Source organism: Luteimonas rhizosphaerae (assembly GCF_002849595.1).
Classification (GTDB): domain Bacteria; phylum Pseudomonadota; class Gammaproteobacteria; order Xanthomonadales; family Xanthomonadaceae; genus Luteimonas; species Luteimonas cellulosilyticus.
In genome coordinates, this window is sequence record NZ_NRQR01000025.1 from 118,061 (window position 1) to 135,027 (window position 16,967).

The 16,967-nt window shown below is 67.4% G+C and carries 16 protein-coding genes, 1 tRNA gene and 1 pseudogene; 10 read left to right on the plus strand and 8 right to left on the minus strand.

What is annotated here, in order from left to right; genetic code table 11:
- Positions 1-206: 206 nt before the first annotated feature.
- Positions 207-911: an HNH endonuclease gene (locus CJ022_RS12900; protein WP_101927043.1), complete on the minus strand. Its 705-nt coding sequence runs from the start codon at positions 909-911 to the stop codon at positions 207-209.
- Between the two features lie 39 nt (positions 912-950).
- Positions 951-1,409: a hypothetical protein gene (locus CJ022_RS16900; RefSeq protein WP_158238422.1), complete on the minus strand. Its 459-nt coding sequence runs from the start codon at positions 1,407-1,409 to the stop codon at positions 951-953.
- A 1,082-nt stretch (positions 1,410-2,491) separates the two neighbouring features.
- Here CJ022_RS16900 and CJ022_RS12910 point away from each other — a divergent pair.
- Positions 2,492-3,394, plus strand: a complete 903-nt coding sequence (locus CJ022_RS12910; protein ID WP_101927045.1) for a YagK/YfjJ domain-containing protein — start codon at positions 2,492-2,494, stop codon at positions 3,392-3,394.
- A gap of 757 nt (positions 3,395-4,151) precedes the next feature.
- Here CJ022_RS12910 and CJ022_RS12915 read toward each other — a convergent pair.
- A tRNA-Ser gene (locus CJ022_RS12915) sits at positions 4,152-4,242 on the minus strand.
- 116 nt (positions 4,243-4,358) lie between these two features.
- Between CJ022_RS12915 and CJ022_RS12920 the strand changes: the two are divergent.
- Positions 4,359-4,736, plus strand: a pseudogene (locus CJ022_RS12920) (DUF6165 family protein); the annotation flags it as partial.
- A gap of 186 nt (positions 4,737-4,922) precedes the next feature.
- Here CJ022_RS12920 and CJ022_RS12925 read toward each other — a convergent pair.
- Together CJ022_RS12925 and CJ022_RS12930 are read right to left on the minus strand one after the other, a co-directional pair.
- Positions 4,923-5,288 carry a hypothetical protein gene (locus CJ022_RS12925; RefSeq protein WP_101927046.1) on the minus strand — a complete coding sequence of 122 codons (366 nt, stop codon included), beginning with the start codon at positions 5,286-5,288 and terminating at the stop codon, positions 4,923-4,925.
- On the minus strand, positions 5,276-6,367 hold the full coding sequence (locus tag CJ022_RS12930) for a glycosyltransferase family 9 protein (protein ID WP_233198761.1): 1,092 nt from the start codon (positions 6,365-6,367) through the stop codon (positions 5,276-5,278). The genes CJ022_RS12925 and CJ022_RS12930 overlap by 13 nt, the downstream gene beginning before the upstream one ends.
- 20 nt (positions 6,368-6,387) lie before the next feature.
- Here CJ022_RS12930 and CJ022_RS12935 point away from each other — a divergent pair, with 20 nt between their 5' ends.
- The 8 genes from CJ022_RS12935 to CJ022_RS12970 all read left to right on the plus strand — a co-directional run bounded on the left by CJ022_RS12935 (position 6,388) and on the right by CJ022_RS12970 (position 11,979).
- Positions 6,388-7,146, plus strand: coding sequence for a 3-deoxy-D-manno-octulosonic acid kinase (locus CJ022_RS12935; RefSeq protein ID WP_101927047.1), 759 nt, complete (start codon positions 6,388-6,390; stop codon positions 7,144-7,146).
- Positions 7,143-7,898, plus strand: a complete 756-nt coding sequence (locus CJ022_RS12940; RefSeq protein WP_101927142.1) for an MBL fold metallo-hydrolase — start codon at positions 7,143-7,145, stop codon at positions 7,896-7,898. The genes CJ022_RS12935 and CJ022_RS12940 overlap by 4 nt, the downstream gene beginning before the upstream one ends.
- Positions 7,895-8,917, plus strand: a complete 1,023-nt coding sequence (gene moaA, locus CJ022_RS12945; protein ID WP_101927048.1) for a GTP 3',8-cyclase MoaA — start codon at positions 7,895-7,897, stop codon at positions 8,915-8,917. Before CJ022_RS12940 ends, moaA begins: the two co-directional genes overlap by 4 nt.
- Before the next feature lie 226 nt (positions 8,918-9,143).
- On the plus strand, positions 9,144-9,668 hold the full coding sequence (moaC, locus tag CJ022_RS12950; protein WP_101927049.1) for a cyclic pyranopterin monophosphate synthase MoaC: 525 nt from the start codon (positions 9,144-9,146) through the stop codon (positions 9,666-9,668).
- Positions 9,665-9,907, plus strand: a complete 243-nt coding sequence (locus CJ022_RS12955) for a MoaD/ThiS family protein (protein WP_101927050.1) — start codon at positions 9,665-9,667, stop codon at positions 9,905-9,907. Before moaC ends, CJ022_RS12955 begins: the two co-directional genes overlap by 4 nt.
- A gap of 1 nt (position 9,908) precedes the next feature.
- Entirely contained in the window at positions 9,909-10,367 is a 459-nt protein-coding gene (locus CJ022_RS12960; protein ID WP_101927051.1) for a molybdenum cofactor biosynthesis protein MoaE, read from the plus strand.
- Positions 10,364-11,431, plus strand: a complete 1,068-nt coding sequence (locus CJ022_RS12965) for a beta-propeller fold lactonase family protein (RefSeq protein ID WP_101927052.1) — start codon at positions 10,364-10,366, stop codon at positions 11,429-11,431. Before CJ022_RS12960 ends, CJ022_RS12965 begins: the two co-directional genes overlap by 4 nt.
- Positions 11,428-11,979: a hypothetical protein gene (locus CJ022_RS12970; RefSeq protein WP_101927053.1), complete on the plus strand. Its 552-nt coding sequence runs from the start codon at positions 11,428-11,430 to the stop codon at positions 11,977-11,979. Before CJ022_RS12965 ends, CJ022_RS12970 begins: the two co-directional genes overlap by 4 nt.
- A gap of 328 nt (positions 11,980-12,307) precedes the next feature.
- On the opposite strand, the gene CJ022_RS12975 is transcribed toward CJ022_RS12970, so the two are convergent.
- The 3 genes from CJ022_RS12975 to xseA form a co-directional block, all read right to left on the minus strand.
- Positions 12,308-13,789: an aldehyde dehydrogenase family protein gene (locus CJ022_RS12975; protein WP_101927054.1), complete on the minus strand. Its 1,482-nt coding sequence runs from the start codon at positions 13,787-13,789 to the stop codon at positions 12,308-12,310.
- Positions 13,790-13,826: 37 nt separating this feature from the next.
- Positions 13,827-15,473, minus strand: coding sequence for an acetolactate synthase large subunit (locus CJ022_RS12980; RefSeq protein ID WP_101927055.1), 1,647 nt, complete (start codon positions 15,471-15,473; stop codon positions 13,827-13,829).
- 101 nt (positions 15,474-15,574) lie between these two features.
- Positions 15,575-16,930, minus strand: a complete 1,356-nt coding sequence (gene xseA / locus CJ022_RS12985) for an exodeoxyribonuclease VII large subunit (RefSeq protein ID WP_101927056.1) — start codon at positions 16,928-16,930, stop codon at positions 15,575-15,577.
- Between the last annotated feature and the right edge of the window lie 37 nt (positions 16,931-16,967).

The window sequence follows — 16,967 nt, forward strand, 5'->3', positions numbered from 1 at the left end:
TTCGAGGCGGTCGTATGCACAAGCCCGATGGAACTCTCCACGATCACTAGATCGCGATGGCCGTTGGGGTTCTGGTGCCCTGTCACAATTTGAGCCTGATGCCCGAGGGATTGCAGGCGATCTGCTACTAGCTCAGCAAGCTGTTGCTTTCGACGCGCCTTCGACGCAGTTAGGTCAAGAAGAGACATAGCGCACGCCCAAAGTCTTCAGGTTTCCGCGGACCAGCGAAACACCTTAGACCGGTGATAGGCCATATAGGTCTCCTGTGCATCGGCTAACGCCCGGGGAGCAACCGCGGACTTGGGTGGAATCAGGCGTTCCCTGATCGCTGCGGGAAGTGCATCGCTCACCATGAGTTCTCCTGTCTTGCTGAAGGAGACATAGCCCTTGTCGAACAAAAAATCGACGTGTGGTGCGAGCGCCAAACCGTTATTTCCATCAAGCCGCTCGCGGTTATCGCTTGCGAACCAAGGCTTGATGTGACTGGCAACTAGGAAGCTCTTCTCTTCGATTCCTGTGACTCGGCAACGAGCTTCAATCGCGAGAACCCGACTTCGGAACCGGCCTTGGCCAATGCGCGCATGAATGAGTAGGCTACACGTCGTCACAGGTGTTGAACCCGCGAGCATTTGCTCAAGTGCGGGAGCATCCAGACGGTACGATCGGACGAACGGGTCTGAGTTTTTCTTGCGGCTGATATGGCACAGACTGCAGGAGGGATCCGTCTGCTTGTGCTCGAAATGGGCAGGGTTCCAGCTTCCAGAGCCGGGCCTGCTGGCAGCATGCACACGCAGTTCGCCATTGCACTCCGGGCAGAGCAGATGTGCGGCAACACCTTGTTGACGAAGCCGTAAAGCTTCGTCAACTGAGACCTGCTGATCGTCTTGAAGAGCGTGAGCGATGGTAGGCATTACGGGAGGCTATCCCGGCCGACGTGGACCGATACCACGTCAGAGGCCACGCGGCTTCCAACGCATCTGACCACTTTCCTGTGGCTGAGGTTGAGGTGTGGATTGAGCCGGGGGTGCGCCTGGCTGAGCAGCCTCCGTTGAAGGCGTCGAAGGCTGATCCATCGCCGCTGATTCGTTAGTTTCGATGTCGCCGCGCGTCACTGCTGGCGGGAGCGGGGAGGGAACCGTTTCGGATCCCGGGTAGACGTAGATCGCCATGCCCGCGCCAGCCTGGTTGTACATTGCCGCGCTGGATCCCAGACCCCAAGCGGAACCGCGGCTGCCCCATGCATACCCGGACCCAATGCTGCCGGCGTATTCCTTTCCAACGCCTTGCAGAAGAATGCCGTTCGCACCCAGATCGGCTGCTTCCTGCTTCATCCGATCGATCGTCTTGTTGCTCTTCTGCTGCTGGGTCAGCGCGAATGACGCTTCGCTGCTGGCCTGGAGAAGTGCCACGTTCTCAAAGTGCGGCGGTGGCTCGACATAGAGACGTACCTGCTCTGGGTCAATCGGAGCTCTAACGGTTCCGACGACCACGCTCGATGAGGCACAACCGCTGAGCACGGCTGCGACAACGCAGCCAATCAAAAGACGCTTCATATGTTCCCCTGCCATTTTTGGAGCTGAGTCCAAAGGCCGGAATCCGCTCCGTGCCTTCCCCGAAGTGATCATAAATCGCCGTGAGGCTTTCGGGAGGTGCGCGTTCGATGAAAGCGATTTCAAACGCATATCACCTCTGTGAGGGCAGCCGCTCTCACGATGCGGCCGTCGCCGCACTTGGAGATATCGAGTGTTCAAACCGAAAGGCGTCTTCCACTTGGAGCAACTGATTGCCAGCCTGGCAGTGTTAGCCGTCCGTCTGATCATCAGCCGAACGCGAAGAACACGAACTCCCTTCTGAGCTGTACCTGGCCGAGCCCGTCAATCCCTGGCGGGCTTTTTAGTTCCTCCTCGTCGAAAAATTAGCTCCTCCCCCTGCGAGTATCGAGCAGGTAGGGAAGTCCATTGGCGCGACTCGCCGCTGTAAAAAAATACAGCGGCTCCCGCTCCTGGCAGCCCGAACGATCGCCGAATAGCGTGTTCTCCAAGCGCTGCTCACTTGGAGAAAAACGTGGAAGTTAGCTTCGATCGGCGGATTCAGATGCTCACCGAGCAGGAGGTCCGTCGCCGCATGGGCGGCATCGGGCGGTCGACGTTGCACGAGTTCCTGAACAGCCGATCGCCGCGGTATCAACCTAATTTGCCGCGGCCTGTCCACATTGGAAGGTCGACTCGCTTCTACGAGCACGAGATCGACGCCTACCTGCTCGACTTGGGGCAGGAGAGGGGAGCGCCGCGACGTTAACTCGCGGGCCCTTTCCGGCCCAAAAAGGTGCTTTCGGCTGCTCACACTTCAAGGCAGCCAGGCAATTTGGCCCAGCAACTGTCGCTGCGGCCGTAGGAATGAACGTTGTTACTAGAGAGAAGGGATAGACGATGAGTGAGAGCATCACCCCACTGATGGATTGGTCGATAGCAACTGTCGAAGACTGGACACAATGAGTGCGATGCTCCGCTCGAAGGGCCCACTCTGGACGATTGTTCAAGAAAGAGGGCGGTGCTACGTAGACGAGACCCGATTGGGCTCGCAATTTTTCCTCTGTACTAAGGCAGACTTCGCTGAGATCGACCGACGCTTCAAGAACCATCGCTGCAGTCCGCTCTACGCAGTGTTTCGTAGATATGCAAGGAGGCTTTGGAGTGGCGAAGATAGGGTCTCCTTAAGGGCCGTCGATTCATTCAATCGAGCGGTGGAAAAGATCCGGGCCCTAGGGCGTGGCCCCGCGGTGAAGAAGAGGCTCGACAACCTTCGGCGGTGCGAACGATCGAGCGCGAAAAGTGCTGTCGAACTGCTTCAAGGTCTCAGGAATAGGTACTCGAAGGTCCTGGCTATACGTCTCGATCTCGAGTACTACTCGTTGTACAGCGCTCGCGAAAGACTGCTCCCCCAGTCGATCACCTTGCGAGAGGCGCAAGCCCATCGGGACGCATTCCTCAAGTACTTGAGAAGTGGTCCTTTCTCTGAGCACTTGATTGGCTACATCTGGAAGATGGAGTTCGGGTGCGAGAAAGGATTCCACTTCCATTTCGCAATCTTCCTGGACGGTCAGCGAGTCCGCCAGGACATCGTAATAGCGGACACCCTTGGTGTGCGGTGGAAGAACGTGATCACCCGACGCAAAGGAATCTTCTTCAATTGCAACAAGCGCAAGGAAACCTACGTTCGCTGCGGCATAGGAACACTGGATCGCAGCAACGATCAGATGTGGGGCCATCTTCATGAGGCGGTCCGCTACATGACGAAGGTTGATCACCTGTTGCGGTTTCAGACCCTCGGCAGAGTCAGGGCCTTTGCAGTTGGCAGGCGTCAAAAGATCAGGAGGATTTCCGACGTCGGGTAGCAGGCTCTGGTCGGTGCGGCATCCCCCCCACCTCTCTGAGGTGTTCGAAGATTGGCGAGAGTGCCGGCTGTCCTGCAACTAGCTCCTTCACCCCTGCGGTCATAACCAAGCCTTTGCTACGGCCCATGTCGTGCAGGAAATTGTTGAGTTCGACCAAGTTCTCAAACGGTGAGGCTGCATGGCGTTTCAGAGCAGCTTTAGCCGTGGCGGCCCTCTTGCGCTGCTCCTGGGCTATTTTTGCGGCAGCTCCCTTCTTGCCGTTCTCAACTGAGTGCTCTTTAAGCGTCTTGGTTGCCGCCTCATGAAGCCCTTGGCGGACACCTCTCAAGTGCGCTTGATAACACCTCGCTCGATCCAAGAAGTACCAGCCAGCTTCTACGCGCCCCTGCTTCCACTCGCTCTCGGCACGATCGAGTGACGCTTGAAAGTCTTTATAGACCTCCCGAGCCACTTGTGGGGGAAACGGAGGGGTCTCGGGCATGTCATCAGGGGTCAGCAGAGACCTAGTGTTAAGAAGAGTGACTTCAAAGGAATCCGGCACGTCGACTGCGCGCCACTGACCGGCTAGAACACCTAAGGGGTCGGGATGCTTTGGCCTGGTAGCGATCGTCTTAGCCTCCTCTGGGGGACTCTGATAAGGCCACTTCCGCGACATGGGGTCAATCCAAAAATCTGAGGCGACCGTAGGGTTCTAAGTAGGGAACGAAAAAAGCCACCCCTAGGGATGGCTTATATTTCAAACACTTACGTAATTTTCTGGCGGAGAGGGGGGGATTCGAACCCCCGAGGCGCTATTAACGCCTGCCTGATTTCGAGTCAGGTACATTCAACCGCTCTGCCACCTCTCCAGAAAACCGGCCGGCGCGCGGTGGCTGCGGCCGGGGGCGCAATCATACGGGCGCCACGGGCGGGCGACAAGCACTCGACGGTACACTGGCAGGCCCGTCGCCTTGAACGCCTTGCCATGTCCGAAATCTCCGTGCCCGTGTCCTTCGGCGAACTGCTCGACAAGATTGCGATCCTGCAGATCAAGTCCGAGCGCATGACCGACGAGGCCAAACTGGCCAACGTCCGTCGCGAACTCACGGCGCTGGAAACTGCCTGGATGGCCCATCCGGCCGCGGGGCACGACATCGTCCGGCTGCGGGCGGAGCTCAAGGCGGTCAACGAGCGCCTGTGGGACATCGAGGACGAGATCCGCGTGCAGGAGAAGGCGACCGCGTTCGGCGACGCGTTTGTCCAGCTGGCGCGCAGCGTCTATCTCGAGAATGACGAGCGCGCGCGGATCAAGAAAGAGATCAACCTGGCGCTGGGCTCGGCCTATGTCGAGGAAAAGTCGTATGCCTTGTCGGGAATCCCGTCCACATGCGTGAGGCGGGCCTGCGATGGCCGAGTCACTGTCGCGCGCGAGCGCGCTCTTACAGCGCGCTCAAAAAAGAGGGCCGTCCTCTAGGCGCGGAGTGCGCGGCGCAGCAGATGCGTCTCGAGTCGCTAGGTGGTCTCGCTTCGGGACACGTGAGGCCCGTCCTCAGTCGCCTGCCGCCGCCCGCGTCTTGTGGTCGATGTACTCGTCCATGCGGCTGAGCAGCCGCCACCACTCCGAGCCGTCGTCGCGGTAGGTGCGCACCGCGCCGGCGCGGACGAGGATGCGCCGCAGCTCGTCGTCCTCGAAGCCGCCGAGGTGCTTGCGCAGCACCTCGAACGAGCGGTCGGTGTAGCCCTTGTGGCCGAGGAAGTGGCGTGCGGTGTCCTCGGCCATGAATTCGGTCTTGTATTGCTCGCGCAGTCGCAGCAGTTGCTGGGCGTGCAACTGCCGGTTCAGGACATAGCTGATCCCGCCGCCGACCAGCGCGCCGAGCAGTGACGCCAGTGCGCCGGCGATCAGGGCGTCCATGCGGGCGCTGCCTGCAGATCCGCGCGACGGCGCTCGAACGCGGCGACGGCATCGTCGACGGTGACCAGGCGCATGACGTCGTCGAACTCGATCTTGGTGCCCCAGGGCAGCTCGGACGCCGGCTTGCCCAGGTACTTGCGCGCGGCGTCGTCGTAGCGGTCGACGCAGAAACGCCGGTCGGAGTACGGGCCGCTGCGTGCCGGATTGCTGGCGGCATGCAGGCCGAGGACCTTGGTGCCCATGGCGTTGGCGATGTGCATAGGCCCGGAATCGGGCGTCATCAGCAGTTGCGCGCGCGCCAGCAGGGCGGGCAGCTGCTTGAGCGTGTCCTTGCCCACCAGATCCAGCGCCGGCGCCTGCATCGCGCCGAGAATCGCGTCGGTTGTCGCGCGCTCCGGCGCGCTGCGACCGCCGCACAGCACGATGCGCCAGCCGGCCGCGGCGGCATGATCGGCCACTGCCGCGTAGCGCTCGGGCAGCCAGTTGCGACGCACATGGCTGGAACAGGGCGAGAGCATCAGGGTCGGCGTGGCGTCGTCGGGCCACTGCGCCGCGGCCCAGGCATGCGCGTCGGCGGGCACCGGCATCGCATCCCAGACGACCTCGGTCTGGCGCAGGCCCAGCGGTTCGCAGAAGCTGCCGAGCGCATCGAGTACGTGGATGCCGGGACGGTCGGGAATCCGCTCGTTGATGAAGAGCCCATGCAGGTCCTTGGACCGGGCGCGGTCGTAGCCGATGCGGCGGCGCGCGGGCAGGAATGCCGACAGCAGGTTCGCGCGGGCCGCGACCTGCATCTGCAGCAGCGCGTCGAAGCGGCGGCCGGCGAGTGTGCGGCGCAGCGCACGCATGCCGGCGAGGCCGGTCTTCTTGTCGTAGACGAGGAACTCGACCCCGGGCAGACCGTCGAGCAGGCGCTGCTCGCCCTTGCCGATGACCCAGGTCAGCGCGACATCGGGCCAGGCCGTGCGCAGCGTGTGGATCAGCGGCAGCACATGGGTCACGTCGCCCAGCGCGGACAGCCGCAGCAGGCACAGGGAACGGGGCGCGGACGGACGCGATGCTGACAGGGCGTTGGGCACGGGCTTGATAGACTCGCGGGATGACCAGATTCGATCCCAGCGAGAGCCTGACGCCGATTCCGGCGAACGGCCGCGCGGGAGAGTACGGGGCCATTCTGTTCGACGGCACGCAGCTGCGGCAAGCCGATCCCCGCTGGTTCGAGCCCGAACGCTGGGGCGATCGCGCGCAACGCGTCGACGGCAGCGGGCGCGGCGGCGCCTGGTTCATCGAGGCGTCGTACGGCGACTGCGTGCTGCGGCAATACCTGCGCGGCGGCTGGGTCGGGCGCTTCAACCGCGACCTGCACCTGTGGCGCGGCGCGACGCGGGTGCGCAGCTTCGTCGAATTCCGCCTGCTGCGCGAACTGCTGCGCCGTGATCTGCCGGTGCCGCAGCCGATCGCCGCGAGCTATCTGCGGCGCGGCCTGCAATACAAGGCCTGGATCCTGGTCGAGCGCCTGCCGGACGTGCAGTCGCTGGCCGACCTCATCGCCGTCTCGCCCGCGTCCGCGCCGCTCGAGCAGACCGGCCGGCTGATCGCGCGCTTCCACCGCGCGGGTCTCGATCACGCCGATCTCAACGCCCACAACATCCTGTTCGACGGCGTTGGCAAGGGCTGGTTCATCGATCTGGACCGGAGCCAGCTGCGGATTCCCGCCACCCGCTGGCGCGAAGCCAATCTCGCGCGGCTCAAGCGCTCGCTGCTGAAGCTGCGTGGCGCCCGCAGCGTCGAGGACGTGGAAGGCGATTTCGCCCGGTTGCGGCGCTCCTACGACACGCTGTGGAGCCGCGGCACATGACGGGCTGGGCCTTGCGTTTCCAGGGCGTCGGCAATGCGGCGGCGACCGCGCTCGGGTCGCCGATGGCGACGATCGAACGCGACGGCCAGCCGTGGTTGACCATCGACTGTGGCAGCGAGGGGCTGACCGCGTACCTCGCGCACTACGGCGCCACGCCACGCGCCCTGTTCGTCACCCATACGCATCTCGATCACGTCGGCGGTTTCGAGCGTCTGTTCGGCGCCGCGTACTTCGATCCGGACCTCCGTGGCCGCACCACGCTGTACGTGCCGGCGACCGTGGTTCCGCTGCTGCACCGGCGTGTCGGCGATTATCCGAACGTGCTGGCCGAGGGCGGGGCGAACTTCTGGGACGCGTTCCGGCTGGTGCCGGTCGGCGACGCGTTCTGGCACGACGGCGTCCGTCTCGAGGTTTTTCCGGTCCGCCATCACTGGCCCGAGACCGCCTACGGCCTGCGCCTGCCGGGCAGCCTGGTCTGGAGCGGCGACACCCGCCCCGTGCCGGAGATGCTCGCGCGTTTCGCCGATCGCGATGAACTGGTCGCCCACGACTGCGGCCTGCAGGGCAATCCCTCGCACAGCGGCGTCGAGGATCTCGAGCGCGACTACGCCCCCGCGCTGCTCGCCCGTTGCGTGCTCTACCACTATGCATCCACGGCCGACGGCGATGCGCTGGCCGCGCGTGGGCATCGGGTCGCGCGTCCCGGCGATGCGCTGGCGCTGGCGGCACCGACGCCGGGCCTGCCCGCATGAACGCCCTGCTCGCGCCGACCGGCACGCCGCTCGATCGCCTGGGTCGCCCGCTGCGCGACCTGCGGCTGTCGGTCATCGAGGCCTGCAATTTCCGCTGCGGCTACTGCATGCCGGCCGATCGGGTGCCCGACGACTACGGCTTCGACCAGGCCGGCCGCCTGTCCTTCGACGAGATCGAAACCCTGGTCCGCGGCTTCGCGCGCGTCGGCATGCACAAGCTGCGCCTGACCGGCGGCGAGCCGCTGCTGCGCAAGGGCCTGCCGGATCTGGTCGCGCGCCTCGCCCGCATTCCCGGCATCGACGATCTGGCGATGACGACCAATGCCTCGCTGCTCGCCCGCCATGCGCAGGCCCTGCGCGACGCCGGCCTGCAGCGGCTGACCATCAGCCTCGACGCGCTCGATCCCGCGCTGTTCCGGCAGCTGTCGGGCGGCCGCGGCGAGATCGACGACGTGCTGGCCGGTATCGACGCCGCCGAGCGTGCGGGCTTCGGGTCGATCAAGTTCAACTGCGTCGTCCAGCGCGGCATCAACGACCACGAAGTCGAACGCATGGCCGCGCATTTCCGCGGCAGCGGGCATGTCGTGCGCTTCATCGAGTTCATGGACGTCGGCACCTGCAACGGCTGGGATCGCGAACGCGTGGTGCCGTCGCGCGAGCTGCGCGACCGCGTGCATGCACGCTGGCCCTTGCACGCGCTGGACGCGCAGTACCGGGGCGAAGTCGCCGAGCGCCACGCGTTCGACGACGGCGCCGGGGAGATCGGCTTCATCAGCTCGGTCACCGCGCCGTTCTGCGGCGACTGCCAGCGCGCCCGCGTCGCCGCCGACGGCACCCTCTACACCTGCCTGTTCGCCGCGGGCGGCCAGGCGCTGCGGCCCTGGCTCGCGGAGGGCGAGGCGGCGTTTTCCGAACGCCTCGCGACGCTGTGGACCCGGCGCGCGGATCGCTACAGCGAACTGCGCGGCAGCCCGCGCGCGCCGCGCCGCCACGTCGAGATGTTCCTGATCGGCGGTTGAGCGAGGACGGTGCGCTACGGAGCGTGAGCGGCCTGCGTTTCGGCCCTGCAGACGGCCGCAGCCGATCCCGGACGTCGACGACCACGACGCGACTCCGGTCTGCCGCGCGACAGGATCTGCCGCATTCCAGCCGGAAGCGGCGTCCGCAACGCACTGCGTTCCGCCGCGTCGAGGCAGCGGCCACACCGGTGCCGGTACCATCCGGGTTTTCCGCTGGTCCGCTGCAATGTCCCCATCTCCCCGTTCCAAGGTGTTGACCCACCTCGATGCCACCGGCCGTCCGACGATGGTCGACGTGTCCGGCAAGGCCGTCACCGCGCGCGCCGCGACGGCCGAGTGCAGGGTGCGGTTTCCGGTCGATGTCGCCGCGCAGCTGCATCGCAGCGGGCTGAAGAGCGCGAAGGGCGGCATCGTCGATACCGCGGTGATCGCCGGCACGATGGCGGTCAAGCGCACCCACGAGCTGATTCCATTCTGCCATCCGCTGCCGATCGACGGCATCCACCTCGCCATCGACTGGCACGACACGCGCACGCTGCGGATCGACTGCACCGTCAAGACGGTGCACCGCACCGGTGTCGAGATGGAAGCGCTGACCGGCGCCACCGTGGCCGCGCTGACGGTCTACGACATGTGCAAGGCGCTGTCGCACGCGATCGTGCTGGGGCCGGCGAAGCTCGTCGGCAAACGCGGCGGCAAGCGCGATGTCGGCGCGATCGCCGCCAAGCCTGCCAGGGAGACCCTGCGATGACCGATGTCCGCCTGCTGTATTTCGCCAGCCTGCGCGACCGCGCCGGCAGCGCCGGGGAGACGCGCCAGACCACCGCGACCGATCTGCGCACGCTGTATGCCGAACTGCAGACCCTGCACGGTTTCACGCTGCCGGTCGAGCGGCTGCGCGTCGCCGTCGACGGCGCGTTCGCGCGCTGGGACGATCCGGTCCGCGAGGGCAGCGAGATCGCCTTCATTCCACCCGTCAGCGGAGGCTGAGATGACGACATCCGCATGCGATACCCGCGCCTTCCGGCTCGCCGATGCGCCGTTCGAGATCGCGCCGCTGCGGCGGCGTCTGCTGGACGACAGCGCTGGCGCCTATGCCAGTTTCGAGGGCTGGGTGCGCGACCACAACGACGGCCGTCCGGTGCACGGGCTGCGCTACGAATCCTACGTCGCGCTGGCGGAGACCGAAGGCGCCGCCGTGATCGAGGAAGCGCGCACGAAGTTCGCGCTCACCGGTGCGGCCTGCGTGCACCGCGTCGGCGATCTCGCGATCGGCGACCTCGCGGTCTGGGTCGGCGTGTCGGCCGCGCATCGCGGCGCCGCGTTCGACGCCTGCCGCTACATCATCGACGAGATCAAGGCACGCGTGCCGATCTGGAAGCACGAGCGCTACGCGGACGGCGATACGACGTGGCTGCATCCGGACACCACGCCGGAGCGCGAAGCGTGAGCGGCGGCCGACGTTTCCGCGCACCTAGCGCGCTGCTGCTCGCCGCGGCCCTGCTCACCGCCTGCGCGCACGCGCCGGTCACGCCGGAGTCTGCCACCGGTCGCGCGTCCATGGGCGACACGCTGCTGGTCGGCAACAAGTCCGCCGACACCGTCTGGCGGCTCGATCTCGCCACCGGCGCGCGCTTGGCCGAGATTCCGAGCGGCGCCGGGCCGCACGAGATCGCCGTATCCGCCGACGGTCGCACCGCTTTCGTCACCGATTACGGGCGCGACACGCCGGGCGCGAGCCTGACCGCGATCGACCTCGTGGATCATTCGACGCGGACGCTGTCGCTGGGCGTCCATCGCAGTCCGCACGGCATCCGCCTGCTGCCCGACGATGCCGGCGCGCTGGTGACGACCGAGCGCAGCGAGTCGCTGGTGCGCGTGGATCCGGCTGCGGGCACCGTCACCGATGCGATCGCGGTGGGCGCCGGCACCGGCCACATGGTCGCGCTGTCGCGCGACGGCCGCGTGGCCTACGTCAGCAAGATCGCCGCCGGCACCGTGGCGCGCATCGATCTGGCGACGGGCACGAAGACCCGGGAGCGGCCCGCGGGGCAGGGCGCCGAAGGCATCGAGGTCGCACCCGACGGCACCGTCTGGGTAACCAACCGCGCCGACGACACGGTGACCGTGCACGCGCCCGACACGCTCGACATCGTCGCGACCCTGCCGAGCACCGGCTTCCCGATCCGCGTCGTGTTCACGCCGGATGGCCGCCACGCCCTGGTGACGAATGCGACCGCGGCGACCCTCGCGGTGTTCGATGCCGCGACGCGCGCGCCGATCGCCACGGTCGATCTGATGCCGCCGGATGCCGAGTTGCGCGAGACGATGCTCGGGCGCGGTGCGCTGCCGATCGGCGCGATCGCGGATCCGGCGCGACCGCGCGTCTACGTCGCGATCAGCGGCGCCGACCGGATCGCGGTCGTCGACACCGGCAGCTGGACCGTGCAGGACTACTGGGCGACGGGGCGCGAGCCGGATGCGTTGGGCCTCGTGCCTGCGGGGGTGGAATGAGGCCGACGCCGCGCAAGGTCGCGGTGCTGCTGGTCGCCACGCTGCTCGGCGCCTGCAGGACGACGCCGGCGCCCGCGCCGGCGCTGCCGAACCTGGGCGAGGTGGGCAGCGAGCTGATGCAGCCTGCCGCCGGTGCCACGCGCATGGCGCTCGATCCCCGGCAACGCTTCGTGTTCCCGAACCTGATCCCGCCCGTCGGACTGCCGACCTACCCGGACGCGCTGTTGCCACTGCGGCTGGCGCCGGTGACGGTCTGCGTCGACGCGGTCATCGGCAGCGACGGCCTCGTCGCCGATGCGCAGCCGCGCGTCGAGGACTGCGACGATGCGTCGCTGCCGCAACGCGCGGCGTTCGAAGCGGCATCGCTCGCCGCGGTCCGGGGCTGGACGTACGCCCCGGCCCTGATCTGCCGCGCGCCTGAGGATTTCGATGGCGACGATGCGTGCCTCGCGGAGGGCGTCGTGGAAACGCCGACCGCGGTGCGGCTGTCGTACCGGTTCCATTTCAGCCAGCGCGACGGCGTGCCGCGGGTGGAGCGTGGGGAATAGGACGCGGACGGCGCGTGGATGGAGGACCGAGGTCTCCGCCGCGCGGGAATGACGGGTTGCTGGGGCGGGGACTGAGCCAGCGCGGCCGCCGGCATTGCGGCGGCATTGCGGCGGCTCCGGTCCGGACCCGCACGGGACCCGATTGCAGCGCGTGTGCCCGCGCGCCGTCGTCCCTGCGAAGGCGGGGACGGCAACTCACTTTGCAGACTGGTCAGCGGCCTTTCGCGGCATTGCCGGCGTCGCGTCACCGGGCAACGCCTGACGCGCACCGGCGGCGCAAGAGGTTCGCGACTGCATCGCATGTTCGGGGCGTCCGCGCCCATCGACCTCACACCGGATCGCGGATCACCAGCAGCCGTTCCTCGGTCATGTCCTGGATCGCGTAGCGCACGCCCTCGCGGCCGATGCCCGAATCCTTGATGCCGCCATAGGGCATGTTGTCGACGCGGAAGCTCGGCACGTCGCCGACGATCACGCCGCCGGCTTCGATCCGGTCCCAGGCGCGCATCGCGTGCGCGAGGTTGCCGGTGAACACGCCCGCCTGCAGGCCGAAATCGCTGTCGTTGACGCGGGCGATCGCGGCATCGAAATCCTCGACCGGTTCCAGCAGCGCGACCGGCCCGAACACTTCCTTGCGGTAGAGGTCGGCGTCGCGCGGCACCTTCTCCAGCAGCGTCGCGGGGATGATGTTGCCGTCGCGCGCGCCGCCGGCCAGCACCCTGGCGCCGCCCTTGCGGGCCTCGGCGATCCAGCCTTCGATGCGATCGGCGGCGTCGCTGTCGATGACCGGGCCGACGAACGTCTTCTCGTCGCGCGGATCGCCGGTGCGCAGGGCGGCGACCGCTTTCTTCAGCTTGCGGCGCAGCGCATCGTGGATGTCGACGTGCGCGTAGATGCGCTGCACGCCGATGCAGCTCTGGCCGGACTGGTAGTAGGCGCCGAACACTAGGCGCTCGACGACATGGTCCAGGCTCGCGCCCGGATCGGCGTCGACGATGCAGGCCGCGTTGCCGCCGAGTTCCAGCGTGACCTTCTTCTTGCCGGCGCGGGCCTTGAGGTCCCAGCCGATCAGGCCGCCGGTGAAGCTCAGCAGCGCGATGCGCTCGTCCTCGGTCAGTGCGGCGGCATCGTCGTTGCTGCAGGGGATCACCGAGAACGCGCCCTTGGGCAGGTCGGTCTCGGCCAAGATCTCGCCGATGATGATCGCGCCGATCGGCGTCTTCGCCGCCGGCTTCAACACGAAGGGGCAACCGGCCGCGATCGCCGGCGCGACCTTGTGCGCGACGAGGTTCAAGGGGAAGTTGAACGGCGTGATGAAACTGCAGGCGCCGATCGGCACGCGCTTGACCATGCCGCGGTAGCCGCGGGTGCGCTCGGAGATCTGCATCTCGACCGTTTCGCCCTCGATGCGCGTGGCCTCGCCGGCGGCGATGCGGAAGGTGTCGATCAGCCGCGTGACTTCGCCGCGCGCGTCCTTGATCGGCTTGCCCGCCTCGATGCACAACGCGAGCGCGAGTTCCTCGAAGCGCTCCTGGAAGCGGCGCACGCAGTGGTCGAGCACGTCGCGGCGCTTGTCCGGCGGGAAGTCCGCCATCGCGCCGCGGGCCTTGTGCGCGGCGACGATCGCCTTGCGGATCGCCGCGGCGTCGCCCATCGCCACGCGCGTGGCGACCTTGCCGGTGTACTTGTCGAGCACGTCGAGATCGGTGTTCGCGGCGACGGCGACGTTGGCGAGGTAGTACGGATAGCTGCGCGCGAGGCGTGGGCCTGTGGCCGCGCGCTTGCCGGTCTTGGAGGTCTGCTTGGCCATGAGGGACTCCGGTCGAGAGGAAGGGGGAGGCGAGGCCTCAGTCGACGGCCGCGCTGCGGCGCGGAATCTCGTCGTTGAGCAGCGCGTCGTCGCGGCTGTAGTCGATCGCGAGATCGATCAGGTCGACGCCGGGCGTGTCGAGCGCGGTGCGCAGCATCGTGCGGAATTCATCAGGTGTGGACGGCCGGTGTCCGCGCGCGCCGTAGCTCTCGGCATAGCGCACGAAGTCGGGGTTGCCGTAGTCCATGCCGAAGTTCGGATAGTCCTCGTGCGCCTGCTTCCACTTGATCATGCCGTAGGCATCGTCGCGCAGCACCAGCACGGTGATGTCGATGCCAAGGCGCACGGCGGTTTCCAGCTCCTGCGAATTCATCATGAAGCCGCCGTCGCCGCAGACCGCGAGCACCTTGCGGTCGGGGTGCACCATGCGCGCGGCGATCGCCGACGACAGGCCGGCGCCCATCGTCGCCAGCGCGTTGTCCAGAAGCAGAGTGTTCGGCGCGTGGCAACGGTAGTTGCGCGCGAACCACAGTTTGTACAGGCCGTTGTCGAGGCAGACGATGTCCTCCGGCGCGAGCGCCTCGCGCACGCTGGCGACCAGATGCGGGATGCGCACCGGGAAATGCGCATCGGCCGCGAGTTCGCGGATGTCGGCGCACAGCGCTTCGCGCACGCGGTCGAAGAAGGCGAAGTCCCAGTGCGGCTGCGGCTCCAGCGCTTCGGTGATCTGCCAGACGGCGTTGGCGATGTCGCCGATGACCTCGATCTGCGGGAAATAGACCTGGTCGACATCGGCGCTGGAGTGGTTGACGTGGATCACCGTGCGCGCGCCGTCGCGCATGAAGAACGGCGGCTTCTCGATGACGTCGTGGCCGATGTTGATGATGCAGTCGGCCGCGTCGATCGCGCGGTGGACGAAATCCTTGTCCGACAGCGCGGCATTGCCCAGCCACAGCGGCCCGGTCTCGTCGAGCACGCCCTTGCCCATCTGGGTGCTGAAGAACGGGATGCCCAGCTTGTCGACGAAGGCGCGCAGCATCTTCGCGGTCGTCTTGCGGTTGGCACCGGCGCCGACCATCAGCAGCGGATGACGGGCGTCGCGGATCGCAGCGACCGCGTGGGCCACCGCCTTGTGCTCGGCCAGCGGGCGACGCGCGTAGGAGCGCGGCAGCAGCCGCGCGTCGGTGTCGTCGCCGGCGATGTCCTGCGGCAGTTCCAGATGGGTCGCGCCGGGGCGCTCCTCCTCAGCCAGCCGCACGGCTTCTCGGACCCGTGCGGGAATGCTGTCGGCGGAGACCAGCTGGCGCGTGTACTTGGTCAGCGGCCGCATCATGTCGACCGCGTCGATGATCTGGAAATGGCCCTGCTTGCTGGTGCGGATCGGCTTCTGGCCGGTGATCATCAGCATCGGCATCGCGCCCAGCTGCGCATAGGCCGCCGGTGTCACCAGGTTGGTCGCGCCGGGACCGAGCGTCGACAGGCACACGCCGACGCGCCCGGTCAGGCGCCCGTAGGTCGCGGCCATGAAACCGGCGCCCTGTTCGTGGCGGGTGAGGACGAGGCGGATCTCGGACGTGCGCAGCGACTCGAGCAGGTCGAGGTTTTCCTCGCCGGGGATGCCGAAGACGTACTCGACGCCTTCTGCTTCGAGGGCGGAGACGAACAGGTCGGAGGCCTTGGTCATCGTGCGGATGCTCCCGTGACGTGACGGCCAAGCATGCCAGCCCGGTCGTGAGCGACAGGCGAGGGGACGCGGAACGCAGCGTCGCGCGGATGCTGCCCGGATCAGGTGGGCCGGTCGCCCGCGTCGGCGTCGACCCGCAGCCGCAACGTGCCGTCGGCGAGCCGCGCGTCGACGCGGTCGCCGGGCGCGACATCGCCGACGCGGCGGACCACGCGGCCATCGTCGCGCTGCAGGATGCTGTAGCCGCGGGCGATCGTCGCCAGCGGGCTGACCGCTTCCAGCGAGCGGGCGAGGCCGCGCAGATGCAGGGCATCGCGCTGCAGGCGACGCGCCAGCGCGGCCTGCGGGCGCGGGCGCAATGCCTCGAGCCTTGCGCGCAGCTGCTGCAGGCGACGCCCCGGCGCGGTCGCGCGCAGCACGGCGTCCGCATGCCGCACGCGCGCCTGGCGTTGCTGGAGCTGGGCGGCGAGCGCCGCGCCGAGCCGGCGCAGCGCATCGTGCTGGCGCAGCCGCAGTGCATCGAGGCGCGCCTGCGGGCGCAGCGCCTGCAGACGCAGGCCGGCGCGGTCGAGCCGCTGCATGCGCGCCTGCAGGCTGCGCAGCTGCTGACTTTCGAGCTGGCGCTGCAGCTGGCGCACGCGACCGCGCAGATCGATCCGGTCGGGTGTCAGCAGCTCCGCCGCGGCCGACGGCGTCGGCGCGCGCAGATCGGCGGCGAAATCCGCCAGGCTGAAGTCGGTCTCGTGGCCCACCGCCGAGACGACGGGCACCGGCGACGCGGCGATCGCACGCGCCAGCGCTTCGTCGTTGAAGGCCCAGAGGTCTTCCAGCGAGCCGCCACCGCGGGTCAGCAGGATGGCGTCGTAGCGGCCGCTGTCGCCGGCGCGCTGCAGCATCGCCGTGATCTGCGCCGCGGCGCCGCTGCCCTGGACCGGCACCGGCAGGATGTCGACATCCAGCAGCGGGAAACGCCGCCCGAGCACGCTGACGACGTCGCGAACCGCGGCGCCCGAGGGCGACGTGATCACCGCGAGCCGGCGCGGGAACAGCGGCAGTTCGCGCTTGCGCGCCGGATCGAACAGGCCTTCGGCCTGCAGCCGCGCCTTGAGCTGGTCGAACGCGCGGCGCAGGGCGCCTTCGCCGGCTTCCTCCAGCGTGTCGAGGATCAGCTGGTAGTCGCCGCGCGCCTCGTACAGCGTGACCCGGCCCCGCGCCAGCACCTGCATGCCGTCGCGCGGCTGGAACTGCAGCCACTGGCTCTTGGGCTTGAACAGCGCGCAGCGCACCTGGGCACGCGCGTCCTTGAGGGTGAAATACAGATGCCCCGATGCCGGGCGCGAGACGTTGCCGAGCTCGCCTTCGACGAACACCAGCGGGAACGTGTCCTCGAGCAGCCCGCGGGCCAGGGTGTTGAGCTGGGAGGGCGTGAGGACTTCGCCGGTGACCGCTGCATTCATGGGCACAGCATAACGCGGGGCCTGTTGATGGCCGTCG

Excerpts from the sequence above, each read along its gene's own strand:
- CJ022_RS12940 (WP_101927142.1), top strand. The coding sequence starts at position 7,143 with ATGACGGGCTGGGCCTTGCGTTTCCAGGGCGTCGGCAATGCGGCGGCG.
- moaC (WP_101927049.1), top strand. The coding sequence starts at position 9,144 with ATGTCCCCATCTCCCCGTTCCAAGGTGTTGACCCACCTCGATGCCACC.
- CJ022_RS12975 (WP_101927054.1), bottom strand. The coding sequence starts at position 13,789 with ATGGCCAAGCAGACCTCCAAGACCGGCAAGCGCGCGGCCACAGGCCCA.
- CJ022_RS12935 (WP_101927047.1), top strand. The coding sequence starts at position 6,388 with ATGACCAGATTCGATCCCAGCGAGAGCCTGACGCCGATTCCGGCGAAC.
- CJ022_RS12900 (WP_101927043.1), bottom strand. The coding sequence starts at position 911 with ATGCCTACCATCGCTCACGCTCTTCAAGACGATCAGCAGGTCTCAGTT.
- CJ022_RS12925 (WP_101927046.1), bottom strand. The coding sequence starts at position 5,288 with ATGGACGCCCTGATCGCCGGCGCACTGGCGTCACTGCTCGGCGCGCTG.
- moaA (WP_101927048.1), top strand. The coding sequence starts at position 7,895 with ATGAACGCCCTGCTCGCGCCGACCGGCACGCCGCTCGATCGCCTGGGT.
- CJ022_RS12970 (WP_101927053.1), top strand. The coding sequence starts at position 11,428 with ATGAGGCCGACGCCGCGCAAGGTCGCGGTGCTGCTGGTCGCCACGCTG.
- CJ022_RS12980 (WP_101927055.1), bottom strand. The coding sequence starts at position 15,473 with ATGACCAAGGCCTCCGACCTGTTCGTCTCCGCCCTCGAAGCAGAAGGC.
- CJ022_RS12960 (WP_101927051.1), top strand. The coding sequence starts at position 9,909 with ATGACGACATCCGCATGCGATACCCGCGCCTTCCGGCTCGCCGATGCG.
- CJ022_RS12910 (WP_101927045.1), top strand. The coding sequence starts at position 2,492 with ATGAGTGCGATGCTCCGCTCGAAGGGCCCACTCTGGACGATTGTTCAA.
- CJ022_RS12955 (WP_101927050.1), top strand. The coding sequence starts at position 9,665 with ATGACCGATGTCCGCCTGCTGTATTTCGCCAGCCTGCGCGACCGCGCC.
- xseA (WP_101927056.1), bottom strand. The coding sequence starts at position 16,930 with ATGAATGCAGCGGTCACCGGCGAAGTCCTCACGCCCTCCCAGCTCAAC.